Source organism: Nostoc parmelioides FACHB-3921, from assembly GCF_014696625.1.
Lineage (GTDB): Bacteria > Cyanobacteriota > Cyanobacteriia > Cyanobacteriales > Nostocaceae > Trichormus > Trichormus parmelioides.
Map to the genome: position 1 here is coordinate 1 of NZ_JACJQL010000110.1, position 12,334 is coordinate 12,334.

Annotated in this window: 12 protein-coding genes and 1 pseudogene; 7 read left to right on the forward strand and 6 right to left on the reverse strand. The window is 40.9% G+C overall.

The genetic code is table 11. The features are described 5' to 3' along the window. Positions 1–332: 332 nt before the first annotated feature. Together H6G14_RS31240 and H6G14_RS31245 are read right to left on the reverse strand one after the other, a co-directional pair. Positions 333–2,675, reverse strand: coding sequence for a CHASE2 domain-containing protein (locus tag H6G14_RS31240; protein ID WP_190572629.1), 2,343 nt, complete (start codon positions 2,673–2,675; stop codon positions 333–335). Positions 2,676–2,839: 164 nt separating this feature from the next. Next, positions 2,840–3,808 carry a DUF1822 family protein gene (locus tag H6G14_RS31245; RefSeq protein WP_190572631.1) on the reverse strand — a complete coding sequence of 323 codons (969 nt, stop codon included), beginning with the start codon at positions 3,806–3,808 and terminating at the stop codon, positions 2,840–2,842. Positions 3,809–3,987: 179 nt separating this feature from the next. Between H6G14_RS31245 and rsmG the strand changes: the two genes are divergently transcribed. Both rsmG and H6G14_RS31255 read left to right on the forward strand, forming a co-directional pair. Further along, positions 3,988–4,725, forward strand: coding sequence for a 16S rRNA (guanine(527)-N(7))-methyltransferase RsmG (rsmG, locus tag H6G14_RS31250; RefSeq protein WP_190572633.1), 738 nt, complete (start codon positions 3,988–3,990; stop codon positions 4,723–4,725). Between the two features lie 88 nt (positions 4,726–4,813). Beyond that, positions 4,814–5,275, forward strand: a complete 462-nt coding sequence (locus H6G14_RS31255) for a peroxiredoxin (protein WP_190572635.1) — start codon at positions 4,814–4,816, stop codon at positions 5,273–5,275. 108 nt (positions 5,276–5,383) lie between these two features. On the opposite strand, the gene hpf is transcribed toward H6G14_RS31255, so the two are convergent. Continuing rightward, positions 5,384–6,025: a ribosome hibernation-promoting factor, HPF/YfiA family gene (gene hpf, locus H6G14_RS31260; protein WP_190572636.1), complete on the reverse strand. Its 642-nt coding sequence runs from the start codon at positions 6,023–6,025 to the stop codon at positions 5,384–5,386. A 585-nt stretch (positions 6,026–6,610) separates the two neighbouring features. Between hpf and lipB the strand changes: the two genes are divergently transcribed. Together lipB and H6G14_RS31270 are read left to right on the forward strand one after the other, a co-directional pair. Continuing rightward, positions 6,611–7,276, forward strand: coding sequence for a lipoyl(octanoyl) transferase LipB (gene lipB / locus H6G14_RS31265; RefSeq protein ID WP_190572638.1), 666 nt, complete (start codon positions 6,611–6,613; stop codon positions 7,274–7,276). 147 nt (positions 7,277–7,423) lie between these two features. After that, positions 7,424–7,624 carry a hypothetical protein gene (locus tag H6G14_RS31270; RefSeq protein WP_338421246.1) on the forward strand — a complete coding sequence of 67 codons (201 nt, stop codon included), beginning with the start codon at positions 7,424–7,426 and terminating at the stop codon, positions 7,622–7,624. Here the strand turns inward: H6G14_RS31270 and H6G14_RS31275 are convergent. After that, a complete protein-coding gene (locus H6G14_RS31275; protein ID WP_242054212.1) occupies positions 7,621–8,100 on the reverse strand; it encodes a hypothetical protein in 480 nt (159 codons plus the stop codon). The two genes, H6G14_RS31270 and H6G14_RS31275, sit on opposite strands and share 4 nt — an antisense overlap. Before the next feature lie 52 nt (positions 8,101–8,152). Here H6G14_RS31275 and H6G14_RS31280 point away from each other — a divergent pair, with 52 nt between their 5' ends. From H6G14_RS31280 to crtW, 3 genes are all read left to right on the forward strand, one after another. Next, on the forward strand, positions 8,153–9,658 hold the full coding sequence (locus tag H6G14_RS31280) for an ABC transporter permease subunit (protein ID WP_190572642.1): 1,506 nt from the start codon (positions 8,153–8,155) through the stop codon (positions 9,656–9,658). Between the two features lie 102 nt (positions 9,659–9,760). Next, complete coding sequence (locus tag H6G14_RS31285) at positions 9,761–10,549, forward strand: ADP-ribosylglycohydrolase family protein (protein WP_190572651.1); 789 nt, start codon at positions 9,761–9,763, stop codon at positions 10,547–10,549. Positions 10,550–11,005: 456 nt separating this feature from the next. Further along, positions 11,006–11,776 carry a beta-carotene ketolase CrtW gene (gene crtW / locus H6G14_RS31290; protein ID WP_190572644.1) on the forward strand — a complete coding sequence of 257 codons (771 nt, stop codon included), beginning with the start codon at positions 11,006–11,008 and terminating at the stop codon, positions 11,774–11,776. 35 nt (positions 11,777–11,811) lie between these two features. Here the strand turns inward: crtW and H6G14_RS31295 are convergent, their stop codons facing one another. Together H6G14_RS31295 and H6G14_RS31300 are read right to left on the reverse strand one after the other, a co-directional pair. Beyond that, positions 11,812–11,964, reverse strand: a complete 153-nt coding sequence (locus H6G14_RS31295; RefSeq protein WP_190572646.1) for a PsaJ protein — start codon at positions 11,962–11,964, stop codon at positions 11,812–11,814. 150 nt (positions 11,965–12,114) lie between these two features. Further along, positions 12,115–12,334 (reverse strand): annotated as a pseudogene (locus H6G14_RS31300) (hypothetical protein); the annotation flags it as partial.

A 12,334-nucleotide genomic window follows, 5' to 3' on the forward strand; every position in this document is an offset into this window, starting at 1 on the left:
TGCAAAGGAACTTATTCACTTTAGTTTTGCGTGATTACATTGTAGAAAATCTTACCCATACTTGTGTTGCTTAGTACACATGAATGAAATTTTTTGTCAATGCGTAAGTCCTAATACCCCAGAATTTGCGCCTAATAAACTGGTGTAGCCAAAAGTTAAGGCCAATAATAGTTGGATCGGTTTTAAAGTAGACATAGTATGTAAAACCAAATTAGTCAATAGTCAATAGTCAATAGTCAGTTGTCATTGGTCATTACTCATTAGTATTCTTTGCTTCCCCTGCTCCCCTACTCCCTGCCCCCTGCTCCCCTGCTCCCCTGCTCCCCTGCTCCCTACCCCCCCTCTTCCTTGAGAAACTTGGAATTTTGAATTGTAACTACAGTAACAGTTGATACCAGGGATAAAGCTGATGGGACAAAGGGAACCCAAAAGCCCCAAATTAGCAGACTCAGACATAATAAATACAAAACGCTAGAACTAATACCAACTGCTAATGCTAGATGAGGAAGCAAACGCCATTGCCAAGCTAGGAATCCTCCCAATCCAGCCCAAACTCCAATCCAGATTATTTCTAACCCAGGTAGCCAAACCCTCAACAAAGAGCGTCCATCTAAAACAGCACTAATAATTTGGCTCACCATATGAGCTTGTACCATAACTCCGGGCATTTGCTCATCTAAAAGATGGCCGTATGGTGTAGCCCAATAGTCGGGGAAGTCGCCTCTGGCTACCACACCAATGAGTATAATCCGGTCTTTAATGGCGTTGGGATTGATAGGACTAGATAAAAGCTGGGTAAGTGTCACCTGTTCGGCGATTTTCTTGGAAGCACGATAGTTGAGTAATATTTGACCACCATTGGCATCAATATTTTGATAGGCTCCCATGCGAGATGAAAGGCGATGCAGTACGGTATCACCCAACTTTAAATTTTTGGTGACTTCTCCAGAGGTAAATTTTGGTTGAATGCCTAAGGACGATAGATAGCGAAATGCCAATTGAGAACTGAAAGCATAGGACGCAGAACATAACGAGGCAGTTTCTTGACTCATAAACAGGAGATGTCGCCGTACTACACCATCATCATCGTGAACAAAGTCACTAAATCCCAGGCGTTCTTGGGGAATTTCTGGTGGTGATTCAATGCCTTTGATATTTTCGCTGGTGTCACTTCCCTTGCATATACCAATTAAATTCTCAGTTTGTCGTAGTCGAGAGACTAACTCTGGTTGTTCAGCATGGAAATCACGATAAATATCCAAGCCAATAGCTTTTGGTTGATACTGGGAGATTTTTGCTAGGAGTAAATTAAGTGATTTCTCTGATATGGAAGTTCCTTTCAGGTACTCGTTGTTACGTCGCTGATAGGCTAAATCTTCATCGTCAATGGTGACGATTAATATCCGGGGATCGGGGCCTTCGTCGGGACGCGATCGCATCATCTGATCAAATGCTTGCAGTTCTCCAGTTTGTAAAGCGCCCAAAAACCTTAATCCATAAACTGCGGCGGTCACTAACAAACTCGAAAATACAGTCCTCTTGAATCCGCGTTTTTTGGAGGCTGACGGGACATCATTAAATATTGGTTGAGTTGGTGGTTCTGTGAGTTCCTCCCATGTGAGTGGCTTTTGAGCAGGATTTTGACAAATTACTGGTAGCCAAGTTGCACAGGGAAATCTATCTTCTAATCCTTGCAATCGTTCCCGTGCGTGCCGGACTGCTTGGTATAAAGATTCACCATTAGCAAAGCTGAGGAGAAAATATTTCAAAAATTCTTGGGCTACCTGGTCGGGGACAGGTTCGCGCATGACAATGATCTGGGGAATGTTTAAATCAGCTAGTTCTTTCGCCAGTCCCAACCCATCACAAGAGTTGAAAATTGCTAGTTGTAAACCCCTTTCTATCGCTTGTTTCAGGGCATATTTTAATTCACCAATGCTGAGGCTATCAGTTTGATTGAGGTAGATTCGCCCAATCCCATCATCTCCTTGACTAGAACTGTGTCCAGCGAAAAATAAAATATCCCAGCTTTTTCCCCACAAATAATCTGTTAATTCTTTGCGTTGTGGTTCTACCAAAAAGCTAACGTCCGCATTGGGACAATTTTGCAGCATTGCTTGGTCTGCTTGGGTATCAATTCCCTGACTATTCCCAACAATTGCCAAAATATTCACAGTTGGACTGGAAGTTCTGCGTTTATGAATTAGCTCATAGCTTGGTGAAGAGAGAGCGATTTCTGCCTTGGGATAGCGTTCCAGTAAATCCCAGATATGCCAAGGCAATCTTTGTAAGTGGCTATTTTCTGATTGTAAAATTACTCGGATTTCATCGGTGGGCTGTAATTTCTCCAGCCATTTTTCCCGTAAGGGTCGAAATTCTTGTGATTGCAGCCAAGTATTAAAGCGAGCGCGGACAATTAAGGCTAACTCATGGCAATCTTGAGTTACCGACACATTTGTGACTTGAATTTTATCAGCATCTAGACGATAACCATTACCAAGCTGTAGATAGCTTGACTGCCAGCGAGAGTAGTAAAGTAATATTTCGGGACATAGTGGAAGTTTACCTGTGATTTCCGTCGATGGGCGATCGCTTTCTTCACCAATCTGAAGAGTTACGGTAAACCCCTGCTCAAAACTACCATCTCCAAATTTCAGTACTACTAACTTTGCCATGACCGTCGCTTTGCTCCGATTCCCAACCACTGGAGTTCTGATTTACTCAATTTTTGACAAATCAGCAATTCCAGCCCAGTTTACCTGAAGTTCCTACATATAAATAATTTAGTTACTTATTGGTATTTACCTATTACCAACTACATAGTAAAAATCTGGTTGCCTTAAATTACAAAGCTCTCTGTAATACTCATATCATCTAATGCGACCTGAACGCTGAACTGTTCCTGAATTTCCCCGCGAAATTGCAGTTGTAGGTAGTTGTCAGCACTCCTGGCTTGAGCTTCTAGAAATACTGCGCCTGTGGTGTCTATTACTCTGAGTTTTACTCCTGTCGGTAGATGTATTTGATTACCTGTGGAGTGTAATTGCAGACGGACACCGGTTTGTCTGTTAGCTTCAGGTGCAATTTCCACAATCAACATCACTGGTTGGTCAACTATTTTGATCCCCAAGTCAATGAGTTTTGCCCGTCTGGTAACGGCTTCTGCTTGATTAAAAGCTGTATCTGGAGTGCTTACAGGACTACGAAAGCCATAAGCAGGTCTAGCTTCCAGTGAGTTCCACAAAGTTTCTACTGTTTGCCAACCAGATTCAAATTGCCCAACCAACCACTGACTCAAATTAACCAAAGCATCCACAGGAGACGTTTTTAGTTGTTCTAGGCGATCGATCAATGCTTCTATAGGTTGCAGTTGATTTAGGGGTAATGTTTCTTGATTAACTTTTTTAGTAAAACCTAGTAATTTAGCTTCTGTATTAATTTCATCAACTTGTACAATCACATAACCAATTCTTTCTTCCCAAGTTTCTGGGGGAACAGAACATACTTGCTCATGCAGCTGAACAGGACGGCACTCTAAACGACCAACTGAGAGAACTTCTAAATCAGCTACATTTCCACATAGCTGCATTAATGGGTTCCAACTGTCACTAGCTGTCAAATTAGTCGGAACTTCCATCATTTGCAAATAATCATTCACCACTAACACAGCCAAAGTATTCAGCCTAACTTGTTCGGCTTTTTGGGAATTAGGCTGTTTGTTGGCGAACTGTTGGGCAGCAATGCGAGCTGCTTGAGTAATTGGTAGCGTGATGGCGAAATCATCTAGCTGGTTGGTAGTGTTAGTCATAGTTCAATCCCCAGTGATCAATGCTGCTGTATACATATCGCCCGCATTCACTAAATTTATGCCACAAAATGTAAAAAAATCAGCGAAATTTTCAGGACTGGGGACTGGGGGAAAAGAGACGTGTTGACTATTGACCATTGACCATTGACTATTAACTATTGACCATTGACAACTGACTAATGACGAACTTATTGCCAGAAATGGCTGAAATTTGGCAGCAAACTCTCAATTGGCAACCAACAGACTCTCAACAGGCGCGATTTCAGCAGCTTTATGAGTTAATTCTAGAAGGTAATCGCCAGTTAAATTTAACTCGCATCACTGAACCGCAGGAGTTTTGGGAAAAACATCTTTGGGATTCACTGCGAGGAGTTGCACCACAGCAACAATTAATCTCGTCTCTTCAAGTGGGTGCATCTGTGATTGATATTGGCACTGGTGCTGGGTTTCCTGGTGTTCCCGTGGCAATTATTGCGCCTAATTCTACTATTACGCTGGTGGATTCAACGCGCAAAAAGATTACTTTTATCGAATCAATCTTGAAGGAACTGGGCCTGACTAATGCCAAAACTCTGGTTAGTAGGGCGGAGGAAATTGGTCAACAACCACAGCATAGAGAACAATATGATGTTGCTTTGATTCGTGCGGTTGGCACTGCTTCGGCTTGTGCAGAATATACTTTACCTTTACTAAAGTTAGGTGGTTTGGCTGTAATTTATCGCGGTACTTGGACGGAAGAAGAAACTGCATCTGTGGAAAATGCAGTGCAGCAGTTAGGTGGCACAGTTGAATTGATAGACAACTTTACTACCCCCTTAACTAACAGCGTTCGCCACTGTCTTTATTTACGGAAGGTAGCTAAAACACCAGCTAATTTTCCTCGTGCTGTTGGTGTACCCACTCAAAAGCCTATTTAGGAAAGGTGAACTGACTTGTCAGCGCTGGCGCGATCGCTTTCACAAATAGCCCTAGAATATAAAGAAATGTATAGTTTATTAATTTTATATGCCAGTTAAAGTTGGAGACTCTGCGCCTGATTTTACTTTACCTGCACAAAATGGCTCATCTGTGAGCCTGAGTGATTTTCGGGGTAAAAAGGCTGTGGTGCTGTACTTTTATCCTAAAGATGATACACCAGGATGTACGGCAGAATCTTGTGCTTTTCGCGATCGCTATGAAGTTTTTCAAACTGCTGGGGCGGAAATTATTGGTGTCAGTGGTGACTCTAACGAATCTCACCAAAAATTTGCTTCTAAATACAATTTACCTTTTACTTTGTTGAGCGACAAAGGCGACCAAGTACGTAAACTATACGGCGCAACAGCCGCTTTTGGTTTGTTTCCCGGTCGCGTTACTTACGTCATCGACCAACAGGGAGTTATCAAATACGTTTTTGATTCCATGTTCAACTTCCAAGGACACGTCGAGGAAGCGTTGAAAACTCTGCAACAGTTGGCGAGTAAATAGGGGATTGGGGATTGGGGATTGGGGATTGGGGATTGGGTATCGGTGATGAAATTTACCACCTGCCTCCCCTGCTTCCCCTGCTCCCCTGCTCTCCCAGTCCCCAGTCCCTTACCTACTATGAGACTTTTCCGGCATTACGACATGATGAGCTTTGCCATTTTTACCGTTGGTATGTCCGTTATTATTTCGGGGTTGAATCACACCATAGCCGCCGTGGTTGCGTTCATAAATAACGTTGATTTCTCCTGTTTCGGCGTTATGGAACATATAAAAGTCATGCCCCACTAGTTGCAACTGCTCTAAGGCTTCGGTAACGGTCATGGGGGGCATGGAAAAATATTTGGTGCGGACGACTTCTTCGGGGAGTTCGGGAGTGCGATCGCCGATTAAATCTGCAACTACTGTTTCTGGTACGATGGTTACGGTAGTTGGTTGAGCTTGAGTTTTCTGATCTTGTTTTCTTTCTTTATATTTACGCAGTTGTCGGGAAATCTTGTCTGCTACTAGATCAATGCTTGCGTATAAATTTTCGCTGCTTTCCTCCGCACGGATGACGCTACCATTTGCATAGATGGTAACTTCAGCCGCTTGCCTGGTATTAATCCGGGGATTGCGCGCCACGCTTAAATGGACATCCACTTCATTGGTGATGTTCTGAAAGTGATTAACCGCCTTTTCAATTTTCTGATGCACATATTCTCGAATCGCATCGGTAATTTCTATATTTTTGCCGTGGATGACAAGCTTCATGTAAACTCTCCCGCTCAATAGCACAATATTTGATGTGATGGTGTTTTTGTATGAAAAGAGACTGCGGTAAGTTCTATTTATTGCACCAATACCAAATGTGAACTTTCTTATATACGGCTAGCTTGTTCTAAAGTTTTCTGCATCTTTTACCTGATTTCTGAGTTACCAATTGTTCGCTAGACAATTGGATAAGCACATATCTTTCTCAAATAAGGTATTATAAGCAATGGCTGTTTTGACTTCCTGCTTCATCAAAACAAACTTTACATAACTTGATAGTAGTTACTTTTGGTTTGTTAAAAGAAGTTTGCTCTCTTGATGATGGATTACACAACTGCTGTAGATGCAAATCACTCGTTTTAGATTCATCAGCCAGTGTATTTGTTCTTTTGAACTTGGCATGATGCTTATTGTAGAGAATTCCTCCCAACACCTGATGTGGTTATATATTCAAACTAGCACTTTGTATTTGCGATGGCTGATTCCCTTGATGTTCCTTTAAAATCCTTTGCAAAGCTTGACAATTGTTGACTCAGAAGCTGTGAGTTGAAATATATTTAGTTGTAAAACCTGTTGATTTTTGGCATGATCCGTAGTAATAAACCCCCAGAGAACAATTGTTTGTTATATAACAAAGGATTAATGCCATATTTGGCAGCTCACGCATGGCAGCGATCGCTCTTGCACCAACGCATCGATTACCCTAATCTAGAGGATGTACTGATATTGCTGGAACATCCACCAGTCTACACTTTGGGGCAAGGCAGTAGTCTAGAATTTCTCAAATTTGACCCCAATCAAAGTGAGTTTGAGATACATCGAATTGAACGGGGTGGAGAAGTTACTTACCACTGTCCAGGTCAATTGGTGGGGTATCCGATTTTAAATCTGCGCCGCCATCGCCAAGACTTGCACTGGTACTTGCGACAATTAGAAGAAGTTATCATCCGTGTACTAGCAGTTTACGACTTAAAAGGCGATCGCCTGCCATCTTTAACTGGGGTTTGGTTAGAAGGGAGGAAAGTTGCAGCCATCGGCATTAAAGTTAGTCGTTGGGTTACCATGCACGGTTTCGCGTTAAATGTCTGTCCTGATATGACAGGCTTTAGCCGAATCGTCCCTTGTGGCATTACTGATAAGCCCGTTGGTAGTTTAGCCCAATGGATACCAGGAATTACTTGTGAGGAAGTACGAGTTCATGTTGTCCAGGCTTTTGCAGAAGTGTTTGGTTTAGTATTAGTTGATAGTTGACAGTTAACTGTTGATTGCTTCATCATGTAATAGGTGCAATCTACTACGAAAATTTGCATATATGAGAATATCCTGGTTCAAGCTAGAATATGAATGCTTACCAGTCTTCAAACCTATTCTTTGCACCCTTCAACTCAGATTTTGTTTGTGAATTATCCAATCAATCCACAGATTTACGCTCCAGTATTTACTTCTCTGAAGGAACGTGACTGGAAGGCTTTATTAGAAATGTTTGATAGAGATGATATAGATGAACTGGAAGCTGATATCAACTTTAATTTGCAGTTGATGATACCCGAACCTTGCTGGGAAGATGATCCCTTTGATTTTTTGCGCGAATATCTTTAACCAACTATGTACTGCTGGAGTTCCGCAGAATTTTTACCAGCTTTCACTGTGATGTAATCATAACCCATACCACCAGCGTATAGATGCCATTGTGCGATCGCAATATTTGGGTTGCTACACAAATCCAGTAAAAAAGCTGTTTCTATGCTGTGGTAAACGCTGTCTGGGTAGCCACCATATCCACACTCCATCTTGATGATATGGCGATGAATTTCTATGGAGTGGTAAATCCAGACATTTACCGGGTTTTTCCCTTCTAAATTCGCCTTAAATGCTTCGGCATGAGATTCATTTACAAACAGGTGATAAGAGTAATGGTCATGCACCGGAATGTATGTAAATGATGGTAGGGATAATTGAGAAATTCCAGCCTCAAGTTGCGGTATGCTATCCGGTGTCACTTCTACCACACACTGCCAATCCGGGCCATTTCCTGATGCTGCCAATTCCCAACACCAATTTCTGTTAACTGACATATCTCATCAAAATATCTGATAATCACCATTGTTATAACAGGGGAGAAGTTGGATGAGTAAGTGGGTTTTTGGACGTTGGTGTCTGGTGTTGAGCTTAATTTGTTTGTTCCTTACTGGTTGTGGTGGCAATTTAAGTCAGGGAAAAACTCTACGTGTGGCGACAGAACCAGCCTTTCCACCTTTTGAGTTTACAGGACAAGGGGGAAATTTACAGGGTTTTTCTATAGATTTGATGAATGCGATCGCCTCTGCTGCTAATTTGAAAGTAAATTTCCAAAGTCTGCCTTTTGACGGGATTATCCCCGCATTGCAAAGCAAAACCGTAGACGTGGCGATTAGTTCCATCACCATCACCGCCGAACGCGCAAAAACCGTTGCGTTCTCTCGTCCTTATTTTAAAGCAGGGTTAGCGATCGCTATTCGCTCCAGCAATGAAGATATTACAGGTTTTGACAGTCTCAAAAATAAAAAAATCGCCGTGCAGATTGGCACAACCGGCGCGGAAAAAGCCAAAAGTATTCCAGGGGCGCAAATTCGTAGCTTTGATTCTGCACCCCTCGCCCTACAAGAATTACTTAATAACAATGTAGATGCAGTCATCAATGATGCGCCTGTAACTTTATATGCTATTAACACAGGCAATTTACAAGGAATAAAAGTTGTCGAAAGATTGCTAACAGAAGAATATTATGGTATCGCTACAGCCCAAAATTCACCTTATTTAGCACTAATTAACGATGGGTTAAATCGGGTACTAGCAAATGGTGTATATTCCCAAATTTACCAAAAATGGTTCAAAGTAGAACCCCCATCATTACCAGATAAATCACTCTATGAAAATCAAAATAATACTCATAAATCTGGCTCAATCAACCTGATTTTACAGTTTCTCCCGACTTTATTACAAGGTGCATTAGTCACGATACAACTGACAATTTTGTCTACGGTATTGGGTTTAATATGTGGTACTTTAATTGCCCTGATTCGTCTTTCCCGATTTACCCCTGCACGTTTATTAGCCAGAGCTTATGTAGATTTTTTCCGAGGAACACCTCTACTAGTACAAATTTTTATGATTTACTTTGGCATACCCGCACTTGCTCAACAACTTGGCTTTACGTTTAACTTTGACCGTTGGGTAGCGGGAGTTATTGCCTTAAGTGTAAATGCAGCCGCCTACATCGCCGAAATTGTCCGCGCTGGTATTCAATCAATAGAAACTGGACAAACAGAAGCGGCTAAATCATTAGGTTTAAATCCTTGGTTGACAATGCGCCTGGTGATTTTCCCTCAAGCCTTCCGGCGAATGTTACCACCTTTGGGTAATGAGTTTATCAGTTTGTTAAAAGATACAAGCTTAGTTGCTGTAATTGGATTTGAAGAGTTATTCCGCAAAGGGCAATTGATTGTTGCAGACAACTATCGTGCTTTTGAGATTTATGCAGCTGTTGCCATAATTTATTTATGTTTAACACTTTTAGCTTCTCAAGTTCTCAGCCGTTTAGAAATGTGGATGAATCCGACCATGAAAGCTCAACCAAGAAAAGCAAAAAGATAAAGATGGTGATAAAGTAATTCTGAGGAATTACTTAGGTGAGTTAACCAGGCAGTCTATATTGCACCTAAAAAACCAGCCTAAGATTACTAAGTGAAAGATAATATGTTGGGTGCGATCGCAGGTGACATCATTGGTTCAGTTTATGAGGGAAACAGTATCAAAACGAAAGATTTTCCCTTGTTTAGCAGGCAGAGTCGCTTCACTGATGATACGGTGCTAACTGTGGCGGTAGCAGATGTGATCCTCAACACTGATCAATTTCCTCAAAGCAGTAAATACATTGACCAATTCAAGTGGTACTATCGTCGCTACCTATATGCCGGCTATGGACGGAACTTTAGTAACTGGGCTAAATCTAACAGCACCCAACCATACAATAGTTTTGGTAATGGTGCAGCCATGCGCGTCAGTCCTATTGCTTTTGCCTTTCCAGATTTAAACACTGTCTTGCAACAAGCTAAAGGTAGCGCCGAAGTTACCCATAACCACCCAGAAGGGATCAAAGGCGCACAAGCCACAGCATCCGCCATCTTCCTCGCTAGGACAGGCTGGGATAAAGCAGAGATTAAATCCTACATTCAAAGTAACTTTGGTTACAACCTAGACCAAACCCTAGAACAAATAAGACCTAGCTACCAATATGATGCTACCTGTCCAGGTTCCGTCCCCCCAGCGATTATTGCCTTTTTAGAATCCTCTGACTTTGAAGATGCAATTCGCAACGCTGTTTCCCTCGGTGGTGATAGCGATACCATCGCCTGTATTACTGGTGCGATCGCTCAAGCATACTATGGAGGTGTACCCAGAGCGATCGCTGAACAAACCTTGTCTCATTTAAATGAGCATTTATGTACCACTACAGAAAAATTTATGTATAAATACTGTCTGTAGTCAACCCCTACCATACAGAACACTGCATCTTCGGGTCAAATGGGACTTGCTTTTACCCCGTAGCCTGAAGGGTGTGAGAAATCCAATATTCTCTTTTAAATTCTCATAACAATTTGAATGCTTGTAATAGCTGTGGGATTCTCTGTTAGTGATTACCCGTTACCAACTAGAGCGAGCAGATGGAACACAATTAGCCAAACTTTATATAAGACTCCAGATAGAGAATTTTCCCAGAAAAATTTTCCACTCTCGGAATGTAACAAATTGTTAATATTGTGTAATACTAGGAAATGCAAGATAAATAAATAATTTTTTGGTAAGTGTTAATTTTGCCAAAAAGTAGGTAAAACCCTGATTTTCAACTTCAACCTAAACAAAGTTAAAAGTAAAATCATTACCTTTAATACTTGCAAAATTCCACTGGTAATTCATTAAAAAGTATAACGGGGTAAGAGCATGGTTCAGTGTCAACCATCATCTCTGCATTCAGAAAAACTGGTGTTATTGTCATCGACAATCAGGGATGATAAAAATATTAATAAGGGTATATTTATTGCCTGTTTTATCTTAATTTTATGGGCAATTAGTTTAATCTTATTACTCTCAATAGATACATCCATTATTCATGAGAGCTTATTAGGTATAGCCATGCTTTGGCAGACCTTCTTATATACAGGTTTATTTATTACTGCTCATGATGCCATGCACGGGGTAGTTTATCCCAAAAATCCCAAAATAAATAATTTTATAGGTAAGCTCACTCTCATCCTGTATGGACTACTCCCTTATAGAGATTTATTGAAAAAGCATTGGTTGCACCACGGTCATCCTGGTACTGATTTAGACCCTGATTATTACAATGGTCATCCCCAAAACTTCTTTCTTTGGTATCTACATTTTATGAAGTCTTATTGGCGATGGACGCAAATTTTCGGATTAGTGATGGTTTTTCATGGACTAAAAAATCTGGTGCATATACCAGAAAATAATTTAATTATATTTTGGATGATACCTTCTATTTTAAGTTCAGTACAACTATTTTATTTTGGTACATTTTTGCCCCATAAAAAGTTAGAAGGTGGTTATACTAACCCTCATTGTGCGCGCAGTATCCCATTACCTCTTTTTTGGTCTTTTGTTACTTGCTATCACTTTGGCTACCACAAAGAGCATCACGAATATCCTCAACTTCCCTGGTGGAAATTACCTGAAGCTCACAAAATCTAAAAGATTTATTAGAGAAGGTGTTTACCTAAAACTCCTTATGGTAGAGGATGGAAAAGAAGATCAGGAAAAATATAGTTAAAAATTGCCCATGTAGAAAAGGCAACTGATATGGATATAACAGCAAGAACTGGTGCCAGGGAGAGATACTGAAGAAAATATTTTTTCTCCTGGTCTTTTGATTTAGTCATAGAATAAATACCAAATTAACAATTAAAATGGTAATAACTAATTTTTCTTAAAAACTCTGTCAAAAGAATAGTCAATACTATCAAAAGTATGAAACTCATATAAAATACTTTGATTGGCAAGATATGTTTTCTAGAACACCGATTCAGTAATCAGGATGAAGTAGGAGACTGCTCAGTAGCACGTGTAAAAAGTTTTGCAAGGACATGAAGATTGTGAACAACGGCGGTACGGCGAAGATCAAAGAGATTTTTGCGAGAACCAACGTAACGAGCTTTATCTGTTTGCCAGCGACCAATATGAGATAAAGAATGCTCAACAGCAACGCGTTCTCGAAGTTTTGCACGACCAGTGGGAGTTAATTGACGTTGT

Excerpts from the sequence above, each read along its gene's own strand:
- H6G14_RS31255 (WP_190572635.1), top strand. The coding sequence starts at position 4,814 with ATGCCAGTTAAAGTTGGAGACTCTGCGCCTGATTTTACTTTACCTGCA.
- H6G14_RS31280 (WP_190572642.1), top strand. The coding sequence starts at position 8,153 with ATGAGTAAGTGGGTTTTTGGACGTTGGTGTCTGGTGTTGAGCTTAATT.
- hpf (WP_190572636.1), bottom strand. The coding sequence starts at position 6,025 with ATGAAGCTTGTCATCCACGGCAAAAATATAGAAATTACCGATGCGATT.
- H6G14_RS31240 (WP_190572629.1), bottom strand. The coding sequence starts at position 2,675 with ATGGCAAAGTTAGTAGTACTGAAATTTGGAGATGGTAGTTTTGAGCAG.
- H6G14_RS31245 (WP_190572631.1), bottom strand. The coding sequence starts at position 3,808 with ATGACTAACACTACCAACCAGCTAGATGATTTCGCCATCACGCTACCA.
- H6G14_RS31295 (WP_190572646.1), bottom strand. The coding sequence starts at position 11,964 with ATGACTAAATCAAAAGACCAGGAGAAAAAATATTTTCTTCAGTATCTC.
- lipB (WP_190572638.1), top strand. The coding sequence starts at position 6,611 with ATGATCCGTAGTAATAAACCCCCAGAGAACAATTGTTTGTTATATAAC.
- H6G14_RS31285 (WP_190572651.1), top strand. The coding sequence starts at position 9,761 with ATGTTGGGTGCGATCGCAGGTGACATCATTGGTTCAGTTTATGAGGGA.
- rsmG (WP_190572633.1), top strand. The coding sequence starts at position 3,988 with ATGACGAACTTATTGCCAGAAATGGCTGAAATTTGGCAGCAAACTCTC.
- crtW (WP_190572644.1), top strand. The coding sequence starts at position 11,006 with ATGGTTCAGTGTCAACCATCATCTCTGCATTCAGAAAAACTGGTGTTA.
- H6G14_RS31275 (WP_242054212.1), bottom strand. The coding sequence starts at position 8,100 with ATGTCAGTTAACAGAAATTGGTGTTGGGAATTGGCAGCATCAGGAAAT.